Below are 21,931 nucleotides of genomic sequence, written 5' to 3'. Positions count from 1 at the left end.
GGGGCACCCCGGGGAACGCGGACGTGGACGAGGCCGGGGTCAGGGAGTGGGCCGGTAGTACGTGAGGGCCGTGATGAGGGTCTCCTGCTGCCTGGGCCACTCGCTCTTCGGCCCCGCGACGAGCATGATGCGGGGCTTGCCGCTGTCGGTCGCGAAGGCGCGCGCGACGACCTGGCGGCGGCCCTCGTCCCGGTCGTACGCGTACACCAGCTCGGCCGTGTCCCCACCGCCCTTCTTCTCCAGACTGATCTCCTCGTAGCGGGTGTTGACCGAGAGGCTCTGCGAAGTCTTCCGCAGCGCCTCGTACGGGGTCAGTCCGGACTCGCCGGTGTCGTAGATCTGGATCAGGGAGGAGCCGCCGGGGGCGACGTAGAAGACGCTCCCTCCGGTGACGGTCCGGGTCCAGCCGGCGGGGACGGCGAGGCGGAAGCCCGACTCGTCCTCGACCATCGTGAAGCCGCTCGGTGGGACGTCCTCGACAGGCGAGGGCGACGGGGAGGCGGGGTCCGCGGCCGGGTCGGACGGGCTCGCCGGGCCGGCCGGGGAATCGGAAGCGGAAGCGGACGGCGCGTCGGACACCGAGGTGCTCGTCCCCGGCCCGGCGGGCGGCCCCTGCGCCGTACCGCCGCCGTCACCGCCGTCCCTCCCCCACAGCAGCCAGCCGCCGAGCCCGCCCGCGACCAGTACGGCCGCCGCGACGGCGGTGACGAGTACATGGCGCGAGGGACCGGTGGCACCGCCCGGACCCGCGCCCCCCGGCGCCGGATCCATCGGGGGGTACGCGGGCGGGAACGCCGGCAGCGGCGGAAGCGGAACCACCGGACCGAACCCCTCCGCCGCGCCCTGCCCGGTGCCGGGCAGGGGCCGGGGGACGAATCCGGCGACGGGCGGCAGCTCCGGCAGCGGTCCGGAGCCGGAGCCAGCGCCGACACCGGTACCGCTGCCGAAACCGGTGCCGGAGCCGGAGCCGGGTGCGGCCGAGCCCGTCTCCCAGCTCTGCGACTCGTCGTTCCACCAGGCGCCCGACCCGCCTGACCTGCCCGACCCGGCCGTCCCGCCTCCGCGCTCGACCATCTCAGCCTCCGAGCAGTGCGGTGACGGACTCGCCCACGGCCGCCGCCGAGGCGAACAGGGCGGTCAGCGCGCCGGCGTCGGCGAGCGCCTGGCGCAGCCGGGTCAGCCGGCCCGGGCCCGCGGCACCCGATTCCTCGATCTCGCCCTCGGCACCGGCGAGTTCGCCGTCGAGCGCGGCCATCCGTCCCGGGTCGGCGAGCCGGCCCAGGTCGGCGCGCAACTCCCTGATGGCCGCGAGCAGTTCCTCCTGCCCCGGGTCGCGCTCGACTCCGGGGCCGTGCACGGTGTACTCGACGTGATTGTGGTCGCCGACGGTGACATTGCCGGTGACCCCTCTGATCTCGATGCGCCCCGCAGCGGGTGTGTCGCGCTCAACCACGGTCGCCTCCGGGGCCCTTGGTCCTGGTCTTCGTCTTCGCCGCCGGCTTCGTCGTGTCGGCGGTCGTGGTGCCGACCGTATTGTGGTCGCCGATGGTGACGTTCCCCTTCGTTCCTTCGATGAACACGCCACCCTCGCCGACCTGTACGATCTTCTGCTCGAACTCGGCCGTCTCGTAACCGGCTTGGCGCAGCGCCACGGTCACGCCGTTCGCCACCCGATCCTGGATGCTCTTCAAGTATCGGCTGACGTCCATCTCCTGGAACAGGGACGCGGTCGGGTCGGAGGCCATTTCCCGCAGGGAGCGGAGCGGCCCCTCGGGCAGGGCCCGCGCGTATCCGCCGACGCTGAGCGTGCCCAGGTTCTTCAGCGCCCGCCAGACGGTGACCAGGGCCTGCCCGGTGAACTGCGAGGTCTGCCCGATGGCCCAGACCGCCTTGCCGCCCTGGTGGTTGTTGCGGTGACGGTGGGCGATCCGGTCGGCGTTCCGGTAGAGCGAGGCGACCGGGCGCAGTACGTGCGGGGCCACCTCCAGCATCAGCATGCCGCCCTGGGTGTGGACGCGGACGAAGACGGTGGTGACGATCTCCTCGCCCCAGCCGCCGACCCTGATCCGCAGGAAGTGCCGGCGGGTCTCGCCGCCCTCCTCGATCGCCCCGGCGCGGTGCCGCTCGAACCCCTCGGGGGTGTACGGCGCGGCCGCGCGGCTCGGCAGCCCGTCCACCGGCAGGAAGACGACCTCGTCGATCTCCAGCTCGCGCAGCCGGTCGCGGACGACGTCGCCGTGCAGCGACGGGACACGCAGCGCCTCCAGAAGCGGAACGATGTGCCGCATGATCGCGGTGTTGTCGAGGCGTTCCGGCGCACGGCCGTCGAGATCCTCGCGCGGGCGCAGCTCGACGGAGAGCGACCAGGTCTCGTAGGGCGTTCCGGCGCCGCAGAACGGGTTTTCGGAGCGGTAGAGAACCAGCCGGGAGTGCTGTTCGGTCCGGATCCGGTCCCGCAGCCGACGGAAGCGGAATCCCAGCGCGTGCTCGGCGGGGTCGCCGCGCAGATCGGGGAAGCGGGTCCGGGACAGCTCTCCGGCGAGCGCGCGGGCGAACTGCCCCCGCTGGAACGCGGCCGCCGCCGCGACCAGCGGCAGGACGGCGAAGGAGCACAGGGCCTGGAACACGCCCGCGTAGTACAGCACGTAGAGCGGGCTCGTCACGGCGGCGGGGGCCACGCCCTCGAAGGCGGCCAGGGGGCTCATGAGGGCTTGCAGCACGTTCCCGAAGAACTCCACCGCGTGGCGCGCCACACCGAAGGCGAGCCCCAGGTAGACGAGGACGGCGGTGGCGTAGAGCAGGATCGCGTAGAGCCGCAACAGGAAGGCGGGGATGGTGCGTTGCAGCGGCGCCGGGACGGCCTTGCCGCGGACCTTGCGCGCGAGGGCCAGCAGCAGGACGGGGACGACGAGGAGCAGGACGAGGCCGCCGGTGACGGCGTAGGAGACGACCCAGACCCCGAGGATCGCGGCGGACCAGCCGAGTTCGATCCGGCGGGCGCGCAGGGCGTGGGCGAGGACGCGGGCGGCGTCGAAACCGAGGGAGGGCGCGGCGACGCGCTCCTCGTGGACGTACAGCTCGTCGATGACGGCGTCGCGGAAGCCCTCGTCGAGGTACGTGCCAGCGCACAGCAGCCGGGTGGCCTCGCTGGCTGCGGGATCCGCGCGCGGAAGGTCGTCGGACGGGACGCCGGGCGGTGGCGTACCCCGGGGCGGCGCGCCCTGCGCGGGTACGACGGGCGTGGGCGCGGCGGGTGCGGGCGTGGCCGGTGGCGGCGCGGCGGGTGTGGATGCGGCCGGCGTGGGCGCGGCGGCAGGCGTGGGTGCGGGCGGTGGCGGCGAGGGTGGGGTGCCGGGCGGTGTGCCGGGTGGCGGCTCGGGCGGTGGTCCTGACTGCTGAGGCAAGGGCGGCTGTGCCAATGTTCCCCCGAACAAGTGAACTACCCGTGTGGGGAGCCGAGTTGGCCGAGTCGACGACGCGTCGGCTGTGCGGGGGGACAGCATAGAACGCACGGCGCCCCCGGCCCAGTGGCCGGGGGCGCCGTGCGCGGAGATGTGTCGCGGGAAGCGCGACTCAGGTTCGGACTCCGGTTCGACTCGGACTCAGATGAGGCCGAGCTCGCGGACCGCGTCGCGCTCCTCCGACAGCTCCTGGACGGAGGCGTCGATGCGGGCGCGGGAGAACTCGTTGATGTCCAGACCCTGGACGATCTCGTAGGAGCCGTCCTTGCAGACGACCGGGAAGGAGGAGATGAGACCCTCCGGGACGCCGTAGGAACCGTCCGACGGGATACCCATGGAGGTCCAGTCGCCGGCGGCCGTGCCGTTGACCCACGTGTGGACGTGGTCGATGGCGGCGTTGGCGGCGGAGGCGGCGGAGGACGCGCCACGGGCCTCGATGATCGCGGCGCCGCGCTTGGCGACGGTCGGGATAAAGGTGTCGGCGAGCCAGGCCTCGTCGTTCACGGCCTCGGCGGCGTTCTTGCCGGCGATCTCCGCGTGGAAGATGTCCGGGTACTGCGTCGCGGAGTGGTTGCCCCAGATGGTGAGGCGCTTGATGTCCTCGACGGAGGAGCCGGTCTTCTGGGCCAGCTGCGTCAGCGCGCGGTTGTGGTCCAGACGGGTCATCGCGGTGAAGCGCTCGGCCGGCACGTCCGGGGCGGCGGCCTGGGCGATCAGGGCGTTGGTGTTGGCCGGGTTGCCGACGACGAGGACCTTGATGTCGTCCGCGGCGTTGTCGTTGATGGCCTTGCCCTGCGGCTTGAAGATGCCGCCGTTGGCGGCGAGCAGGTCGCCGCGCTCCATACCCTTGGTGCGCGGGCGGGCGCCGACGAGCAGCGCGACGTTGGCGCCCTCGAAGCCCTTGTTCGGGTCGTCGAAGATGTCGATGCCCTTGAGCAGCGGGAAGGCGCAGTCGTCGAGCTCCATGGCGGTGCCCTCGGCGGCCTTGACGCCCTGCGGGATCTCGAGGAGGCGCAGCTTGACCGGCACGTCCGCGCCGAGCAGGTGGCCGGAGGCGATGCGGAACAGCAGCGCGTAGCCGATCTGGCCGGCCGCGCCGGTCACGGTGACATTCACGGGAGTGCGGGTCATGGCGATCTCCGTAAGACAGCTGGCGGTGGGGTTTCCCTGCCCCTGATGCTGGATGTCTCCTCGTGATCTGTGATCGATCGATGTCTCGACGTGAAGAGATATCCGGCGATCAGGCTATCGGACCCGGAACCTTCCGCACCCCCAACCCCTTGTGTCACGGCTCACTGCCGCCCCGGATGCACCCGGCCGCGCCACTCCCGTACCCGTCCCGCACCCAGTCCGTGGACCTCCCGGACCGCTCCCGCGCCGCGATTCTGACGCAACGTAGCGGAATGGTCACCTCCGTCACCTCCGTGCCACAACGGCCCGCCGGATCTTGAACGCCCATTGGCACGTACATGACCCTGGAACGCAGCGGCGCCCGTCCTCCCACGGGGGAGAGGACGGGCGCCGCGCATGTCTTCGTGCCGCACGTGTCTTCGTACGGTCGGGGCCGACGGTGTCAGGTCGCCGTCAGGGCCTCGGGGTGTCGGGGCGTCGGGGCGTCGGGGCGTCGGGGCGTCAGGTCACCGTCAGATGGAGGACGTCCTCCAGGAACGGGATCCGCAGCCAGGGCTGGGGCTGCGCCATCAGCGTCAGGAAGACGATCATGGCGCCCATCACGCCGTACGTGATCATGTCGGTGAACCGCGAGCGCACCGCGAGCATCCCGACCGACGGCAGACTCCGCCGGAGCACCGCACCCGTCAGGAGCGCGGCCCCGATGAGCAGCCCGCCGACCCGGAACGCCTGCGGGAACAGGTCGGTCCCGACGACGAGCAGACCGAGCGCGGCCATCCCGAGCACGGTGAGCAGCGGCCACTGCCGGGCGGGCGCGGGCGCGCCGCCGGGGGCCGCGCGACCGCCGCCCTCGGGCGGGACGGTGCCGGTGGTGAGCGTCGCGCGGGGGTGGCGGCGGGGCGTGTCGGCGTCGCCGGACTCGGCGTCGTCGGTGTCGCTCTCACCCTCGCCCGTATCGCTCGCGTCGGCTCCGTCGGCCTGGCCGACCGGGCCGACCGGGGCGGCCGGGGCGGCGGAAGCGGCCGGTGCGTCCAAAGCCGTCCCGGCACTCGCCTCCACGGCCGTCTCCGGAGCCGTCTCCACGACCGTCTCCGAAGCGGTCGCGTCGAGATCGGCCCGCTGACCTTCGGGCTGTCCGGGCACGGCGGCCCGGCCGTCGGCGGCGGACACGGTCAGCGGATCCCGGCCGCGCGCTCCGCGGCCTCGACGACGTTGACCAGGAGCTGGGCGCGGGTCATCGGACCGACACCGCCCGGGTTCGGGGACAGCCAGCCGGCGACCTCGGCGACGCCCGGGTGCACATCGCCGACGATCTTGCCCTCGTCGTTGCGCGAGACACCGACATCGAGCACGGCCGCGCCCGGCTTCACGTCCTCCGGCTTGATCAGGTGCGGCACCCCGGCCGCCGCGACGATGATGTCCGCGCGCCGCAGGTGCGCCGACAGGTCCCGGGTGCCGGTGTGGCACTGGGTCACGGTGGCGTTCTCGGAACGGCGGGTCAGCAGCAGCGGCATCGGGCGCCCGATGGTGACACCGCGGCCGACGACCACGACCTCCGCGCCGGCGATCTCCACGCCGTGGCGGCGCAGCAGCGTGATGATGCCGTTCGGGGTGCACGGCAGCGGGGCGGGCTCGCCGAGGACGAGCCGGCCGAGGTTGGTCGGGTGCAGACCGTCGGCGTCCTTGGCCGGGTCCATGAGCTCCAGGATGCGGTTCTCGTCGATGCCCTTGGGCAGCGGCAGCTGCACGATGTAACCGGTGCAGGTCGGGTCCTCGTTGAGTTCCCGTACGGCGGACTCGATCTCCTCCTGCGTGGCGGTGGCCGGCAGTTCCCGCTGGATCGAGGCGATGCCGACCTCGGCGCAGTCACGGTGCTTTCCGGCCACGTACTTACGGCTGCCGGGGTCGTCGCCGACCAGGATCGTGCCGAGACCGGGCGTCACGCCCCGCTCCTTGAGGGTCGCCACTCGGGCGGTCAGATCGGACTTGATCGCGGCTGCGGTGGCCTTGCCGTCGAGAATCTGGGCGCTCATGCCGCCATCCTCCCGGATGACCCCCGCCGGATTCCAATTCGGTCCGGGAACGGCGCCTTCCCCGGGATCCACCCAGAGATCCGCCCGGAGATCCGCGCCACGGCCCGCCCGGGATCCGCCCAAGACCCGCCCGGGATCCGTTCGGGAAACCTTTAGGTTGCACTTATACAACTCCGGTGCGTACCGGCGCGTATCGACTGGACAAAAAGTCGCCACTGTGAGGACGATGATCCGCGCAGTGCCGCGGGCAGTGCCGGGGGGCAAAACCACTCATTTTTCGTGAAACACGTGGCGCATATTCCTCCGTGCTCGGACCGCGTCGTCCCCGCAGTACGTAACGGAGGAAGAGACTCGATGAGCTTCGGCGACCCGAACAACCCCTACGGCCAGCAGCCTCAGGGCGGTCAGCCCGGCCAGCAGCCCGGCTACGGCTACCCGCAGCAGCCCGGTCAGCAGCCGGGTCAGCCGGGTTACGGCTACCCGCAGCAGCCCGGCCAGCAGCCGGGTCAGCCCGGTTACGGCTACCCGCAGGCCCCGGGCACGGTCCAGGCAAACAACGGCTACATATCCCTGCACGGTCTCGGCACCGTCCAGGTCGCCTCGATGGGAGCGCGTCTCGGCGCGCGCCTGATCGACGGCATCGCCATCGGCGTCGTCTACTACATCCTCGCGGCCATCGGCCTGGCCGGTGTCGTGGGCGCCAGCTCGACCATCGACGACTGCTCGGGCGAGACCTACGGCTCCGCCGCCTACCAGTCCTGCGTGAACGACTCGGCCGCCGCCGCGGGTGGCGTGGTCGCCGCCTTCTTCGGCGTGATCTTCCTGCTGTTCATCGCCACCATGCTCTACGAGTGGCTGATGATCGCGTTCGTCGGCGCCACGCTCGGCAAGATGGCGCTCGGCCTGCGGGTCGTCAAGGAGACCACGGGCGGCAAGCCGGGTCTCGGCGGCGGCTTCATCCGCTGGATCATCCCCATGGTCGGCGCGATCGTCTGCGGTATCGGCGAGCTCCTCGTCTACCTGTCGCCGTTCTTCGACAGCACGGGCAAGACCCAGGGCTGGCACGACCGCGCCGCCGGCACGGTCGTCATCAAGAAGTAAGAAGTAACGTTCCGCTTCACGCGGAGCGTATCGAGGGCCGCCCGGCGCACACCGCCGGGCGGCCCTCGGCCGTTGTACGGGGGCGTCGGGCCGGGCCGTACACAGGTGAACGGGCCCGGCCCGACGCCCTCACCGCCGTCCGATCGCCCTCACTGCCGCTTCATCACCACGAACTGCCCCGCCTGCGCCGACACCGCGTATCGCGCCCCCGGGTGCAGCTGCCCGGCCAGGCCCACCGGGTCGCTCACCGGCTGGGACCAGCCGGAGGCCAGGTCGAGGGCGAGGTAGTCGGGGCTGACGTTCGACGCGCCGCCGACCCAGTAGACGGTGTGATCCCGGGTCAGATGGGCCATGAGCGTCACGTTCGTCTCCACACTCGCGCCCTCCGGCACCGCCGCGACCGCGCGCCGCGCGTCGAGGGTGCGGGCGTCCGTCCGGTACGTGTCGGCGCGCAGCAGTTCGCGCAGCGGCATGTCCAGGGTGTGCACCAGCGCGACCGCCGTGACGACGGGGACCGCGACCCTCCCGTACGCCACCAGCCACGGGCGCGGCGAGGTGCGCACCGAGCGGATCGCGTCGACCAGGGCGAGGAAGACCACGGGCATGAGGAGGGCGCTGTAGTGCCAGAGCATGCCCCAGTGGTTGGGGTCCTGGGAGAGGAAGCGCCAGCCGAGCGTCGGCAGGACGAGCAGCGCGAGCGGCGAACGCAGGCACAGGAAGCCGGTGATGCCGGCGAGGAAGAAGAGCATCTCCCACTTCTCGCCGTGGCCGAACGCGCCGAGGAGGGAGTCGAGCGGCGACAGGTCCGCGCCCTCGCCGGTCTTGTCGATCTTCGCCCAGTAGTCGTACTGGCCGGCCTGGCTCGCGGCCGGGATGAGGACCAGCACCGTCAGCGCGAAGAAGGTGACGCCGAACGCGGCGAGCATGCCGCCGAGGCGCTTCTGTCCCTTGAGGAAGAGGACCGCGCCGACCATGGCGACGGTCAGCCCCATGTCCTCCTTGACGAGGACGAGCGGCGCGGCCCACAGCACGGCGGCGTTCCAGCGGCCGAGGAGCAGGGCCCGGCAGGTCAGGGCGAGCAGCGGGACGGCGAAGGCGATCTCGTGGAAGTCGGACTTGACGGCTTCCTGGAGTCCCCAGGACAGCCCGTACGCGACGGTGAGCGCGATCCCGGCGGCCCGGCTGCCGAGCACCTGCTGGGTGGTGCGGCCGACGATCGCGGCGGAGGCGGCGAAGAGCGCGGCCTGCGCGAGAAGAAGGACGAGCGGAGAGGACCACACCCAGTACGCCGGCGCCAGCAGCGCGGTCACCGGACTGAAGTGGTCCCCGAGTATGAGAAATCCGGGTCCCTTGATGTCGACGATCGGGGCCCGCAGTTCGGCATATGCCCGAACGGACTGCTCGAAGATCCCGAGATCCCAGGACGGCGAACGGAAACGCGCGTACTGCACCCAGGAGTAGAGGAAGTAAAGGCCGCCGAGAACGCCGGCTATCAGCGCGTACGGAAGACGCGGCGCGGGCGCGAGTATCCGCGACGGTCCGCTGTCCCCCTCGGTCTCGGGAGCGGAGGGCTCCGCCGCGGAACCGTTCTGCACATCCAACACCGCGCCCCCAGGAACCAGCCGCCGACGAAAAGAGCAACCCATTAGAACAGAGGTCACCCGACCGGCGGAATCGTCGACGGCATGGGTTCGTCCGGCGCCGCTCGCCGGCCTTCGCGCGGGCCTACGCGCGGGGCTCGGTTCCGCTCCGGCCGCCACCCGCGAACCGCCGAGCCGCCGGGCCTTCGAGCTGTCGGGCCCGCCGTACCGCCGTACCACCGCACCACCGACCCACCCCCGTGGGGTCGGCGGTGCGGACCTGGCAGTACCGACCCGGCGGCGCGGGGCACCCAAGCCCCGCCCACCGGCCTGCCGGACGCCGGCAGGTGGCCGACGACCCCAGGGCCGCCGACCACCGTCCGTCAATCTCCCGACAGCGTCAGCATCAGCGTGAGCGTCAGTGTCAGTGGAAGAAGTGCCGCGTCCCCGTGAAGTACATCGTCACGCCCGCCTTCTTCGCCGCCTCGACCACCAGCTCGTCGCGCACCGACCCGCCCGGCTGGACGACCGCCTTCACGCCCGCGGCGGTCAGGATCTCCAGGCCGTCCGGGAACGGGAAGAACGCGTCCGAGGCCGCGTACGCGCCCCGGGCCCGCTCCTCGCCCGCCCGCTCGACGGCCAGCTTGGCCGAGTCGACCCGGTTGACCTGGCCCATGCCGACGCCGACGGAGGCGCCGTCCTTGGCGAGCAGGATCGCGTTGGACTTGACCGCGCGGCAGGCCTTCCAGGCGAACGCCAGCTCGGCCAGCTCGGCCTCGGACAGGGCGTCGCCGGTGGCGAGGGTCCAGTGCGCCGGGTCGTCGCCGTCGGCCTGGAGGCGGTCGGTGACCTGGAGGAGGGCGCCGCCGTCGACGGGCTTGACCTCGACCGGGTTCGCCGGAGCGCCCTCGGCGCGCAGGACGCGGATGTTCTTCTTCTTGGCCAGGACCTCGACGGCGCCGTCCTCGTAGCCGGGGGCGACGATGACCTCGGTGAAGATCTCCGCGACCTGCTCGGCCATCGCGACCGAGACCGGGCGGTTGACGGCGATGACGCCGCCGAACGCGGACAGCGGGTCGCAGGCGTGCGCCTTGCGGTGGGCCTCGGCGACGTCGGCGCCGATCGCGATGCCGCACGGGTTGGCGTGCTTGATGATCGCGACGCACGGCTCGGTGTGGTCGTACGCGGCCCGGCGCGCGGCGTCGGTGTCCGTGTAGTTGTTGTACGACATCTCCTTGCCGTGCAGCTGCTCGGCCTCCGCGAGGCCGCCGGTGCCGTCGACGTAGAGCGCGGCGCCCTGGTGCGGGTTCTCGCCGTAGCGCAGCACGTTCTTGCGGCTGTAGGTGGCGCCGAGGAAGTCGGGGAAGCCGCTCTCGCCGTCGGCGGCGTAGTCGTCGGCGAACCAACTCGCCACGGCCACGTCGTACGCGGCGGTGTGCTGGAACGCCTCGGCCGCGAGCCGCTTGCGGGCGGTCAGGTCGAAGCCGCCGGCCTGGACGGCGGCGAGCACGTCGGCGTACCGCTCCGGGCTGGTGACGATGGCCACGGACGGGTGGTTCTTCGCCGCGGCGCGCACCATCGACGGGCCGCCGATGTCGATCTGCTCGACGCACTCGTCCGGGGTGGCGCCGGAGGCGACGGTCTCGCGGAACGGGTAGAGGTTCACGACGACCAGGTCGAAGGGCTCGACGCCCAGCTCGGCGAGCTGCGCGCGGTGCGACTCCAGACGCAGGTCGGCGAGGATGCCGGCGTGGACGCGCGGGTGGAGCGTCTTCACGCGGCCGTCGAGGCACTCGGGGAACCCGGTGAGTTCCTCGACCTTGGTGACCGGGACGCCGGCCGCCGCGATCCTCGACGCGGTGGAGCCGGTGGAGACCAGCTCGACCCCGGCCTCGTGCAGACCGCGCGCCAGCTCTTCGAGCCCCGTCTTGTCGTAGACGCTGACGAGCGCGCGGCGGATGGGCTTAACGGTGTCCGTGTTCACCGACATGAACCTTTCGTCCCTCAATGCTGTAGCCGTGGCGGGCGAGACGCCCCACGACCTCGACGAGCAGCGAGCGCTCGACGTCCTTGATGCGCTCGTGGAGCGCGGCCTCATCGTCCTCGTCCCGGACCTCGACCACGCCCTGGGCGATGATCGGGCCGGTGTCGACGCCGTCGTCGACGAAGTGGACGGTGCATCCGGTGACCTTGGCCCCGTAGGCGAGTGCGTCGCGCACGCCGTGGGCACCGGGAAAACTGGGCAGGAGTGCCGGGTGGGTGTTGACGACCCGGCCGCCGAAGCGGGCCAGGAACTCCTTGCCGACGATCTTCATGAATCCGGCCGAGACGACCAGGTCCGGCTCGTATCCGGCGGTGACCTCGGTGAGCGCCCGGTCCCACGCCTCGCGGGTGCCGAAGTCCTTGACCCGGCGGACGAAGGTGGGGATCCCGGCCCGCTCGGCCCGTTCCAGACCGGCGATGCCGTCGCGGGGGGCGCCGCCCGCGACGATCTGCGCGCCGTAGCCCTCGGGGTCGGCGGCGATCGCGTCGAGCAGGGCCTGGAGGTTCGTGCCGGAGCCGGAGACCAGGACGACGAGGCGGGCGGCAGCCACTGAGGTCACTCTTTCCATGGTGTTTGTACGGTCGTACGAATGAATCGCATCCCCCGATACGGGGAACCCTACGAAGAGCGCGACCGCGGGCAACGATACCGGCACTCGGGACGGCCCCCACGGGACGGGGGGATGACCGGGAGGTAGCGTCAGGGTCCGAAGGGCCGCCAGGCCCGGCCGCGGCGGGGCAGCACAAGGGTTCGGCGCGAGGGCCGCGGCCGGGTACGACAGCGTTCTCGCGCCCGTGCGGGCACGACATGCGGGTCGGCGCGAGCGCGCGTACGACCGCCGACAGACGACAGAGGGAAGACGTCCAGCAGATGCCGGATCGCCAGTCCACGAACGACAGCAACCCGTTCGCTCCGCCGCCCGAGGGCCGGCCGGACCAGCCGTGGCAGCCCCGGGTCCCTTCGGGAGCCGAGGGCGCCAGGGGTTCCGCGGAGACCGGTGAGCCCGGGGGATCCGGGACGGCGTCCGGGGGATCCGGGACGCCCGGGGCGCCTGGGGATTCCGGGGGCGGTGCGCCGGCCGGTCCGGGCTGGAGCAGCAGTCAGCCCGGCCGGTCCTCGGACGCCTTCGGCCGCCGGCCCGAACGGCAGAGCGGCCCCGGTGGCCCGGCCGGCGGACCGGGCGGACCCGGCGGCGGTCCCGGCGGCGGCCTCGGCGGTCCGGGGGGCGGCCCCGGCGGCACGGAGGGCGGCCAGGGTCCGGGACTCCGCTGGGACCCGACGGACCCGGCGCAGCGGCGGGCCCGCTACGCGGTGCTCTCCGGCATGTGGGCGTTCTTCTTCTCGTTCTTCTTCCAGGAGGTCGCCCTGCTGCTCGGCGCGCTCGGCGCCTACTGGGCGATCAGCGCGCTGCGCACCCGCCCGAAGACGCCGGAGGGCCCGCTGTCGCCGGCGCAGACCGCCGCGATGGGCGCGGCCACCCGCTCGAAGCAGGCGGCGGCGATCAGCGGTCTGGTGGCCTCGTCGGTGGCCCTGATGATCGTCGCGAGCAGCTTCGCGGTGCACATCGCCTACCGCGACTTCTACCAGTGCCGGGACGACGCCCTGACCCAGCAGAGCCGCCTGGCCTGCAACGACCTGCTGCCGAAGCCGCTGCAGGACACCTTCGGGGTGCGCGAGTAGCGGGCTCGGGGCCCGTTTCCCGCTCTTCGCTCCCCAGGCCCGGACCGCACCACGGAGCCCGCGTCAGTGATCATGGGCCGTGATCACTGACCACTGGCCACTGACCACTGACCACTGACCACTGACCACTGACCACTGGGCGATCGTCCAGGACACCGAGCGGGATCAGTGGGGATACACCCCGCAGCGGAAGATCGGACCTCTGGACTTCGGCATGGAGCTGGCCGACGCCGTCGCCGTCATGGCGGAGCACGGCTTCACCGCGGAGCAGCGCGCCCTGGGTCCCTGGCACTCGACGGGCCGCGCTGAGCGGCGCGTCGAGTTCCGCCAGCCGAGCCCGAGCCCCCGCCGGACCCGACCGGCGGTGAAGTGCTCCTTCATCGAAGGAGCCGGTCCGACCTGCGTCCTGGTCGACGGACTCCGCGGCCCCAGGTCACCCATGAGGGCATCCGCCTGATCGGCCGTGTTCCGTCGGAGCTGCTCCAGGACATGGAGTCGTACGCGACCGAGCACGACACGGGGCTTCGGTCCAGCCCGGGAGGCGACCTGTACGTCGAGACCTTCGCGATCGAGCCGGGTGCTCAGCGCGCCGGCGACTCCGTGGCGGGAACCTCCCGGGGCATCGCCCCGGCGGAGGTCTGGCGCCACTGGTAGGGCCTGGGACAGGTGGACCGGACGTTCTCAGAGCGGCTTCGGGGGCTCGGGCTCCCAGGCGGCGGGCATGACACCGTAGCCGTCCTCGTCCGCGTCGTCGTCCAGGGCCTCCAGCGCGTCGAGCGCGTCGAGCCGGGCCAGGGCGCCCGCCAAAGCCCCGGCACCGGCGGCCTTGGCGGCCCCGGGCGCATCGGCGGCGGCGGACGGTTCCGGCGCCGGTGCGGTGCCGGAACCATGGGCGGATCCGGAACCGTGCGGGGGCGCGGTCGCGTCCCCGGCGGGCTTCGCACCGCGACGCCCGACCTGCCCCAGCCGTACCGACACCCACCTCCAGGCCCGTACGCCCCGCCCCTCCGTCCCCGTCTCCGTCTCCGTTTCCGCCCCCGACGGCGTCGCCTCGGCGGACGGTACAACGCCCTGCGCCGGGGGCTCCGACTCCCGTCGGGCCGCGCGGCGGGTGGACCAGCGGCCCCAGGCCCGTACCACCAGCGCCGCCGGCACCCCGAGCAGCGCGCACCACGCCAGGGCCGCCGGCCCGGTCTGCCACCACACCGGCCCGAAGGCGGCGAGCCGGCCCGAGCCGAGCGGGCCGCCCGCGAACGCCGTGAGCAGAGTGACGGTCAGTCCTACGGCCCCGGCCGCGCCGAGGGCGGCGAGGGCCGCCCGGCGGGCCGGCCAGTCGTGCGCGGACCGGCCCACCCGGTGGCCGAGGACGAGGGCCGCGCACACCGGGACGGCGGCGGTGGCCCACTGCGGCCAGCCGGCCGGCCCCGGGCCGGGCACCGCGGCGAGCAGCGGGAAGTCCGGCGCGGCCGGGGCGGCGGTGTGCCCGAGCGGGCCGAGGGGGCCGACGAGCGCCCCGGTGCCGAGGGCGAACCCGGGGCCGAGGCCGTAGGCCACGCCCCACACCACGGCGTTCGGCAGCAGCGTGAGCGCGAGCAGGGTGACGGTCAGCCGGCCCGACCACTCCCCCGCGAGACCGCCGAGGGACACCTGGACGTCCCCCACGTGCCACAGCAGCGACCCCACGACGAGCAGGGCGCCCGCGCCGAGCAGAGCGGCGAGAGCGTACCCGGCGGCGCGTACGGCGGCGACCGGGGCGCCCTGCCCGGGCAGCGGACGGCCGTGCGCCGTCCAGGCGCCCGCGCAGGCGGCGGCGAAGACCGTGACGGGGGTCCAGCAGCCCGCGCTCGCGAGGTCGGCGGGGAACGCCCCGGCCTCCGTGTAGATCACGACCACCGCCGCGACCAGCAGATATCCCCCGGTGACGGCACAGACGGCGCCGGCCGGCGAGGGCACGGGCCGGGTGTCGGCGGGGTCGAGGGTGTCCCGGGCGGCCCGGTGCGCGAGCCACAGCGGCAGGACGCAGAGCAGCATCGGGGTGACGCCGAGCGGCGCGGGTACGCCGGAGACCGTGCCGGTACGGATCAGGTCGGCGCCGTGCGCCAGCAGCCACAGTCCGGCGGCGGTCTGCAACGCGCTGTCGGCCCCGCCGTCGGGGTACGGGGACGAGATCCAGACGACGGTCACGAGGACGGCGAGCGCCCCGACGCCGAGTCCGGCCGCGACCGCGCCGCGCACGAACGCGGTCGCCAGGGCCGGGGACCTGCGGCCCTGGACCGGGACGTCGGGCGCCGGGGGCGGAACGGGGGACGGGCGCGGGGCGGTCAGGTGGGTCACGCTGATCATGCTGCCAGCGACACGCTGTTTTGCCCGCGTAACAGGCGAATGGATGGGGTGTCGCCCAAAATACGCTTATGTACTTTTCTGCCCAGGGCCGCACCCGCGGAAGGTAGAGCCGATGAACCCGACCCCGCCGCCCGTCGTGCTCCCCTCCCCCAAGGAGCGGCGCCGGCTCCGCGAAGCGCTGACGCTGAGCGAGGAGCAGGTCGCCCGGACCCTCGGCGTCACCCGGGCCACCGTCAGGGCCTGGGAGGCCGGCCGGGCGTCCCCCAAGGGGCGGCAGCGGCGGGAGGCGTACGCGCGGCTGCTCGGCGTGTACGAGGAACCTGTCGCGCCCTCGGTCACGGAGCCCCCGGAGGCGAACCCCGCAGCCGCGAAGGCCCCCAAGGAGCGGCTGAAACCGGAAACGAATGCGGGAGCGGGAACGGGAGCGGGAGCGGCATCGGAGCCCGAGCCCGAGCCCGAGCCTGATCCGGGATCAGAAGCGGAGTCCGGTCCAGAGCCGACACCGGCACCGGCATCAGGCGCCCTGGAAGAACCCGTCCCCGCCTCGGCCCAGGCGCCGTCCGGCCCGACCCCGCAGGAGGCTTTCGACGCGCTCTACGCGCACGCTTCCCCGGGGCTCCTCCACCAGACGTACCTCCTCACCGCGCGCCGCCGGCTCGCCCGCGAGGCCGTCGCGCACGCCTTCCGGCACGCCTGGCGGTACTGGCCCGAGGTCGCCTGCGACCGCGACCCGGTGGGCTGGGTCCGCGCGGCGGCCCACGACCACGCGCTGTCGCCCTGGCACCGCTTCCGGCTCCGCCACCGGCGCCCTGACACCCCGCCCGCCGATCCCGCCCTGCGCGAGTTCCTCGTGGCGCTCCAGGCGCTGCCGCCCTCGTACCGCCGCACCCTCCTGCTCTACGACGGCCTCGGCCTGGACCTGCCGGACGCGGCCGCCGAGACCGAGGCGAGCACCCCCGCCGCCGGGAACCGGCTGCTGCACGCCCGTACCGTCATCGGCTGGCGGATCCCCGGACTCGCCGACCCCGAGGCCCTGCACCAGTGGCTCGCCGCCCTGGTCGCGGACGTCCCGGCAGCGCCGGACGTACCGGCACCACCGGACGAGCCGGCGAAGGGCCCCTCGGACAAGGGACCGGACAAGGGACCGGACAAGGGACCGGACAAGGAAGCCGGAGCGGAGACGGGATCAGAGGCGGGATCGGCAACTGGAACAGGACCGGGCACGGCAACAGGCGAGGAAGCCGGAGCAGTACCGGACGGCACCCCCGCCGCGCCCGAGGCGACGGAGACCCCGGACGCACCGGCCGCACCGGCCGCACCGGCCGCCGGGCTGCCCGCCGCGCGCTCCGTGCGCGGCCTCAGCGAGCGGGGGGCCCGGCGGACCACCCGACTGGTGTTCGGGGTGACCGTGTCGCTGATCGCCGTCACCGCCTTCACCGCCGCGACCGCCCCGGACCACTACATCCCGGCGATCGCACCGGGCGAGGCCGTCGGCGGCGTCCCGGCCCTCGGCGGCCCGCCGAAGCTGCGCCCCGAGGACAAGCAGCTCCGCGACAAACTGCGCCACGCCCCGTACCCGGGCCCCGAACGGCTGATCCCCCGGGCCGAATAGGCCGCGCGGAGCAGGCCGCACCGAGGAGGCGGGCGGGCGCGCCGCCGGACGGCTCGTACAGCCACCCGTCACACAAACGCATGAACAGACGAAAGGGCCCCGCCCCCGCCCGGTTTCCCGGGAGGGGGCGGGGCCCACTCACGTCAAGCGATACGCCCGCCGTGTCAGCCGGCGAGGATCTCGCGCGCCAGCTTGGCGGTCTCGGTCGGGGTCTTGCCGACCTTGACACCGGCGGCCTCGAGGGCCTCCTGCTTCGCGGCGGCGGTGCCGGAGGAGCCGGAGACGATGGCGCCGGCGTGGCCCATGGTCTTGCCCTCGGGGGCGGTGAAGCCCGCGACGTAACCGACGACCGGCTTGGTGACGTTGGCCTTGATGAAGTCGGCCGCACGCTCCTCGGCGTCGCCGCCGATCTCACCGATCATGACGATCAGGTCGGTGTCCGGGTCGGCCTCGAAGGCCGCCAGGGCGTCGATGTGCGTGGTGCCGATGACCGGGTCGCCACCGATGCCGACGCAGGAGGAGAAGCCGAGGTCACGCAGCTCGTACATCATCTGGTACGTCAGCGTGCCGGACTTCGAGACCAGGCCGATGCGGCCCGGCTTCGTGATGTCGCCCGGGATGATGCCGGCGTTGGACTGGCCCGGGGTGATGAGACCGGGGCAGTTCGGGCCGATGATGCGGGTCTTGTTGCCCTTCTCCACGGCGTACGCGTAGAACGCGGCGGAGTCGTGGACGGCGATGCCCTCGGTGATGACCACGGCGAGCGGGATCTCGGCGTCGATGGCCTCGACCACGGCGGCCTTGGAGAAGGCCGGCGGGACGAAGAGGACGGAGACGTTGGCGCCCGTCTTCTCCATCGCCTCGGCGACGGTGCCGAAGACCGGGATCTCGGTGCCGTCGAAGTCGACGGACGTGCCGGCCTTGCGCGGGTTCACGCCACCGACGATGTTCGTGCCGTCACCCAGCATGAGCTTGGTGTGCTTCATGCCCGTGGCACCGGTCATGCCCTGGACGATGACCTTGCTGTCCTTGTTGAGGAAGATAGCCATGGCTGTTTAGTCCTCGTCCCTTACTTCGCAGCCGCGAGCTCGGCGGCCTTGTCGGCCGCGCCGTCCATGGTGTCCACACGCTGCACGAGCGGGTGGTTGGCGTCGGACAGGATCTTGCGACCCAGCTCCGCGTTGTTGCCGTCGAGGCGCACGACCAGCGGCTTGGTGACCTCTTCGCCCTTGTCGGCGAGGAGCTGGAGGGCCTGGACGATGCCGTTGGCGACCTCGTCACAAGCGGTGATGCCACCGAAGACGTTGACGAACACGGACTTGACGTCCGGGTCGCCCAGGATGATCTCCAGGCCGTTCGCCATGACCTCGGCGGAGGCGCCGCCACCGATGTCGAGGAAGTTGGCCGGCTTCACGCCGCTGTGGTTCTCACCGGCGTACGCGACGACGTCCAGGGTCGACATGACCAGGCCCGCGCCGTTGCCGATGATGCCGACCTCGCCGTCGAGCTTGACGTAGTTGAGGCCCTTCTCCTTGGCGGCGGCCTCGAGCGGGTTGGCGGCGGCCTTGTCGGCCAGGGCCTCGTGGTCGGCGTGGCGGAAGTCCGCGTTGTCGTCCAGGGAGACCTTGCCGTCGAGCGCGATGACGTCGCCGGAGGCGACCTTCGCCAGCGGGTTGACCTCGACGAGGAGCGCGTCCTCGGCGACGAAGGTCTTCCACAGGGTCACCATGACCTCGGCGACCTTCTCGGCGACCTCGGCCGGGAACTTGGCCTGGGCGACGATGGCGCGGGCGGTCTCGATGTCGACACCCTTGTTGGCGTCGACCGGAACCTTCGCGAGCTTCTCGGGGGTCGTCGCGGCGACCTCCTCGATGTCCATGCCACCGGCGACGGAGGCCATGGCGAGGAAGGTGCGGTTGGTGCGGTCGAGGAGGTACGAGACGTAGTACTCCTCGAGGATCTCCGGAGCGGTCTCCGCGATCATCACCTTGTGGACCGTGTGGCCCTTGATGTCCATGCCCAGGATGTCCGTCGCGCGGGCGACGGCCTCGTCCGGGGTGGCGGCCAGCTTGACGCCGCCGGCCTTGCCGCGGCCACCGACCTTCACCTGCGCCTTGACGACCGACTTGCCGCCCAGTCGCTCGGTGGCCTCGCGCGCCGCCTCAGGCGTGTCGATGACTTCACCGGCCAGCACCGGTACACCGTGCTTGGCGAAGAGGTCCCTCGCCTGGTACTCGAACAGGTCCACGCGCGTCCCTTTTCTAGATGATCGCGGTTCGTTGTCTGCGTGGGCGTGCCGCGGAGGGCAACGTGACTGCGCTGTCACTAGGGAGGCGTGCACGGTGACCGTGGACGCGGCATGCCCGTCTCGCAGGTTATCTCCGCAGGACCTGCGACCCTAAATCGCAGCTGTCGGCCGAGCGGTGATAACGATCACAGACCGTAGGTGGGACGGGGTCGTCCGCGGCATCGGGGACGGGGTCGCGCGAGCCCATCGTGGCAGGCGGGGAACGGGGTTCGGGCGGCTCGCGGCACGCCGGGCGGCGGACGACGGGCCAGGTGGGGGCGGGTGTGATATGGACCTCAGTCGGCCGGTGGCGGCCGTCCGGGTGGCGGTTCGGGCGACGAAATCCGTACGGCGGCCGTCGTCCGCCGCCCGGATCCGTCAGCTCTTCGGGTACGCAGATCCTCAGGCCCTTCAGGTCCTCAGGTCGTCAGGTCTCCGGTATCGGCAGCGGGCGCTTCTCCAGGGCCGCCGCCATCACCTCGGGGAAGAGATCGGGAGTACAGGCGAAGGCGGGGACGCCGAGCGCGGCGAGAGCGGCGGCGTGCTCCCGGTCGTAGGCGGGCGCGCCCTCGTCGGACAGCGCGAGCAGGGCCACGAACTCCACCCCCGACGCCTTCATCGCCGCGACCCGCTTCAGCATCTCGTTCCGGATGCCGCCCTCGTACAGATCACTGATGAGGACGACGACGGTGTCGGCGGGGCGGGTGATCCGCGACTGGCAGTAGGCGAGCGCGCGGTTGATGTCCGTACCGCCGCCGAGCCGGGTGCCGAAGAGCAGGTCGACGGGGTCGTCGAGCCGCTCGGTGAGGTCGACGACGGCGGTGTCGAAGACGACGAGCCGGGTGGCGAGCGCCCGCATCGAGGCGAGGACCGCGCCGAAGACGGCCGAGTAGACGAGGGAGGGCGCCATCGAACCGGACTGGTCGACGCAGAGCACGACCTCCTTCTTCACCGCGCGCGAGGCCCGCCCGTAGCCGACCAGCCGCTCGGGGACGATCGTGCGGTGCTCGGGGAGGTAGTGGGCCAGGTTGGCGCGGATGGTCCGGTCCCAGTCGATGTCGCGGTGCCGGGGCCGGCTGATCCGGGCCGAACGGTCGAGCGCGCCGGTGAGGGTGGCCCGGGTCCGGGTCGCGAGCCGCGCCTCCAGGTCGTCGACGACCTTGCGGACGACGGTCCGCGCGGTCTCCTTGGTCGTCTGTGGCATGGCCTTGTTGAGGGACAGCAGGGTGCCGACGAGATGGACGTCGGGCTCGACCGCCGCCAGCATCTCCGGCTCCAGGAGCAGCGTGGCCAGTCCGAGCCGGTCGATCGCGTCGCGCTGCATGACCTGGACGACGGAGCCGGGGAAGTACGTACGGATGTCGCCGAGCCAGCGGGCGACGGAGGGCGCGGATCCGCCGAGCCCACCGTGCCGGCCCTGGCCGCCGCGCGGCGCCTTGTCGTCCTTGTCGTTCTTCCTGTCGTAGAGGGCGGACAGCGCGCCGTCCATGGCCGCGTCGGTGCCGGTCAGGGCACGGCCGGTGCCGTCGGCCGGGCCACCGCCGAGAACCAGCCGCCAGCGGCGCAGCCGCTCGTCGTGCGGGTCGCGCGGGTCGCGTTCGTCGTGCGAGGCGTGCGGGTCGCCGGGCGTGGTCGCGCTCATGGGGAGACCTCCGTGCCGGGGGTGACGAGGGTGCTGGGGGCGCCGGGGACGGCCGTGGTGCGGTGAAGGATGAGATGGAGCAGGGGCAGTACGGCGTCGGCGCGGCGCTCGTCGAGCGTGGTGGCGAAGCCGGGCGGGCCGGCGGCCGGGCGGGTGGCCCGGCCCGATCCCGAGGGGCCGCGGGCGGCGAGTTCGCCGAGGGTGCGCCGTACGCCCGGCTCGAAGGAGGCGAACGTACGCCGCAGCAACGGCAGCACCCCGGTGAACGCGTCGTCCGGCACCCCGCTCAGCCAGCCGTCGACCAGAGCGAGCAGCCGCTCGTCGTGGACGAGCAGCAGCCCACCGCCCGAGGCGCCGCCGGCGAAGCCCTCGATCCAGGCGGCGGCGTCGGCGGGCGGCGCGGCGGGCGAGAGGGCGAGGCCCATCAGCCGGGCGGCCTCGTCGTCGGCGAGCCGGCCCTCGTCGAGCAGCAGCCGAGCGGCCCGCCCGCGCACCGTCCCGGGCACCCGCTCCCGTACGGCCAGCCGCCCCAGCACCCCGGCCCACCGCCCGGCGATGCCGTCGGGGGTGCCGGGGGTGTCTGGGGCGTCGGTGCCGCTGCCGTCGTCGGTGCCGTCCGGCTCCGCCGAGCCCTGTCCTTCTCCTCCCACCCGTTCCGGCGGGAGCAGGGCAATCGCCGCGTGGACGGCGTCGAGACGGCCGCGCATCTCGGCGGCGGCGTCCGCGTCGAGGCCCACGCAGGCGGGCGGCAGGCCGACGCAGATCCGTTCGGCGAGCCCGGCCGCGACCTCGGCGAGCGCCGTCGTGTCGGTGGCGCGTACATCCCCGTACCGCAGGGAACGGGCGAGCGCGGGCAGGGCCTGCGCGAGATGGGAGACGTCGGCGTCGAGCGCGGCGCGGTCCGCGAGGGCGCGCAGGACCGCGGGCAGGGCGCCGGTCAGCCCGGCGAGCAGGCACTGCTCGGCGAGGGCGGTGACGGCGGCGAGGTCGCCCGCGGCGACCGCCCGGGCCTGGGCC

19 protein-coding genes are annotated in these 21,931 nt (G+C 73.0%); 5 read left to right on the top strand and 14 right to left on the bottom strand.

Annotation, left to right across the window (positions count from 1 at the left end; translation table 11 throughout):
* Positions 1-39: 39 nt before the first annotated feature.
* From ABZ990_RS05750 to ABZ990_RS05725, 6 genes are all read right to left on the bottom strand, one after another.
* Positions 40-1,074: a hypothetical protein gene (locus ABZ990_RS05750; protein WP_361225822.1), complete on the bottom strand. Its 1,035-nt coding sequence runs from the start codon at positions 1,072-1,074 to the stop codon at positions 40-42.
* A 1-nt stretch (position 1,075) separates the two neighbouring features.
* Positions 1,076-1,453 carry a hypothetical protein gene (locus tag ABZ990_RS05745; protein WP_361225819.1) on the bottom strand — a complete coding sequence of 126 codons (378 nt, stop codon included), beginning with the start codon at positions 1,451-1,453 and terminating at the stop codon, positions 1,076-1,078.
* Positions 1,446-3,404, bottom strand: a complete 1,959-nt coding sequence (locus ABZ990_RS05740) for a hypothetical protein (RefSeq protein ID WP_361225816.1) — start codon at positions 3,402-3,404, stop codon at positions 1,446-1,448. The genes ABZ990_RS05745 and ABZ990_RS05740 overlap by 8 nt, the downstream gene beginning before the upstream one ends.
* Before the next feature lie 198 nt (positions 3,405-3,602).
* Positions 3,603-4,592 (bottom strand): malate dehydrogenase, encoded by a 990-nt coding sequence (locus tag ABZ990_RS05735; protein ID WP_361225813.1) that lies wholly within the window; start codon positions 4,590-4,592, stop codon positions 3,603-3,605.
* A 501-nt stretch (positions 4,593-5,093) separates the two neighbouring features.
* The gene (locus ABZ990_RS05730; protein WP_361225811.1) at positions 5,094-5,762 is read right to left on the bottom strand and encodes a DUF3017 domain-containing protein; all 669 of its coding nucleotides are present in this window, start codon (positions 5,760-5,762) and stop codon (positions 5,094-5,096) included.
* Between the two features lie 2 nt (positions 5,763-5,764).
* Entirely contained in the window at positions 5,765-6,625 is an 861-nt protein-coding gene (locus ABZ990_RS05725) for a bifunctional methylenetetrahydrofolate dehydrogenase/methenyltetrahydrofolate cyclohydrolase (RefSeq protein WP_361225809.1), read from the bottom strand.
* Positions 6,626-6,979: 354 nt separating this feature from the next.
* Here ABZ990_RS05725 and ABZ990_RS05720 point away from each other — a divergent pair, with 354 nt between their 5' ends.
* Entirely contained in the window at positions 6,980-7,726 is a 747-nt protein-coding gene (locus tag ABZ990_RS05720; protein WP_361225806.1) for an RDD family protein, read from the top strand.
* A 149-nt stretch (positions 7,727-7,875) separates the two neighbouring features.
* Here the strand turns inward: ABZ990_RS05720 and ABZ990_RS05715 are convergent, their stop codons facing one another.
* From ABZ990_RS05715 to purN, 3 genes are all read right to left on the bottom strand, one after another.
* On the bottom strand, positions 7,876-9,330 hold the full coding sequence (locus ABZ990_RS05715) for a DUF2079 domain-containing protein (protein ID WP_361225803.1): 1,455 nt from the start codon (positions 9,328-9,330) through the stop codon (positions 7,876-7,878).
* Between the two features lie 400 nt (positions 9,331-9,730).
* Positions 9,731-11,296, bottom strand: a complete 1,566-nt coding sequence (gene purH, locus ABZ990_RS05710) for a bifunctional phosphoribosylaminoimidazolecarboxamide formyltransferase/IMP cyclohydrolase (protein ID WP_361225800.1) — start codon at positions 11,294-11,296, stop codon at positions 9,731-9,733.
* On the bottom strand, positions 11,271-11,900 hold the full coding sequence (purN, locus tag ABZ990_RS05705) for a phosphoribosylglycinamide formyltransferase (RefSeq protein WP_361226367.1): 630 nt from the start codon (positions 11,898-11,900) through the stop codon (positions 11,271-11,273). Before purN ends, purH begins: the two co-directional genes overlap by 26 nt.
* A gap of 320 nt (positions 11,901-12,220) precedes the next feature.
* On the opposite strand from purN, the gene ABZ990_RS05700 reads away from it, so the two are divergent.
* The 3 genes from ABZ990_RS05700 (at position 12,221) to ABZ990_RS05690 (ending at position 13,684) form a co-directional block, all read left to right on the top strand.
* Entirely contained in the window at positions 12,221-13,030 is an 810-nt protein-coding gene (locus tag ABZ990_RS05700) for a hypothetical protein (RefSeq protein WP_361225798.1), read from the top strand.
* Between the two features lie 214 nt (positions 13,031-13,244).
* Positions 13,245-13,487 carry a hypothetical protein gene (locus ABZ990_RS05695; RefSeq protein WP_361225795.1) on the top strand — a complete coding sequence of 81 codons (243 nt, stop codon included), beginning with the start codon at positions 13,245-13,247 and terminating at the stop codon, positions 13,485-13,487.
* A gap of 32 nt (positions 13,488-13,519) precedes the next feature.
* Positions 13,520-13,684, top strand: coding sequence for a hypothetical protein (locus ABZ990_RS05690; RefSeq protein ID WP_361225793.1), 165 nt, complete (start codon positions 13,520-13,522; stop codon positions 13,682-13,684).
* Between the two features lie 27 nt (positions 13,685-13,711).
* Here the strand turns inward: ABZ990_RS05690 and ABZ990_RS05685 are convergent, their stop codons facing one another.
* The gene (locus ABZ990_RS05685) at positions 13,712-15,364 is read right to left on the bottom strand and encodes a DUF6350 family protein (protein ID WP_361225790.1); all 1,653 of its coding nucleotides are present in this window, start codon (positions 15,362-15,364) and stop codon (positions 13,712-13,714) included.
* A 121-nt stretch (positions 15,365-15,485) separates the two neighbouring features.
* Here ABZ990_RS05685 and ABZ990_RS05680 point away from each other — a divergent pair, with 121 nt between their 5' ends.
* A complete protein-coding gene (locus tag ABZ990_RS05680; protein WP_361225787.1) occupies positions 15,486-16,985 on the top strand; it encodes a helix-turn-helix domain-containing protein in 1,500 nt (499 codons plus the stop codon).
* Positions 16,986-17,149: 164 nt separating this feature from the next.
* Here the strand turns inward: ABZ990_RS05680 and sucD are convergent, their stop codons facing one another.
* The 4 genes from sucD to ABZ990_RS05660 form a co-directional block, all read right to left on the bottom strand.
* Positions 17,150-18,034, bottom strand: a complete 885-nt coding sequence (sucD, locus tag ABZ990_RS05675) for a succinate--CoA ligase subunit alpha (RefSeq protein WP_361225784.1) — start codon at positions 18,032-18,034, stop codon at positions 17,150-17,152.
* A gap of 20 nt (positions 18,035-18,054) precedes the next feature.
* Positions 18,055-19,233 (bottom strand): ADP-forming succinate--CoA ligase subunit beta, encoded by a 1,179-nt coding sequence (gene sucC / locus ABZ990_RS05670; RefSeq protein ID WP_361225781.1) that lies wholly within the window; start codon positions 19,231-19,233, stop codon positions 18,055-18,057.
* Positions 19,234-19,699: 466 nt separating this feature from the next.
* Positions 19,700-20,914, bottom strand: a complete 1,215-nt coding sequence (locus tag ABZ990_RS05665) for a VWA domain-containing protein (protein ID WP_361225778.1) — start codon at positions 20,912-20,914, stop codon at positions 19,700-19,702.
* Positions 20,911-21,931: DUF5682 family protein (locus ABZ990_RS05660; RefSeq protein ID WP_361225775.1), on the bottom strand; the 1,021-nt coding region annotated here is incomplete at its 5' end. The genes ABZ990_RS05660 and ABZ990_RS05665, both read right to left, overlap by 4 nt.

Origin of the sequence: Streptomyces sp. NPDC046203, assembly GCF_040646255.1 — a bacterium.
Classification (GTDB): domain Bacteria; phylum Actinomycetota; class Actinomycetes; order Streptomycetales; family Streptomycetaceae; genus Streptomyces.
This window is presented reverse-complemented; position numbering and strand designations above follow the sequence as displayed.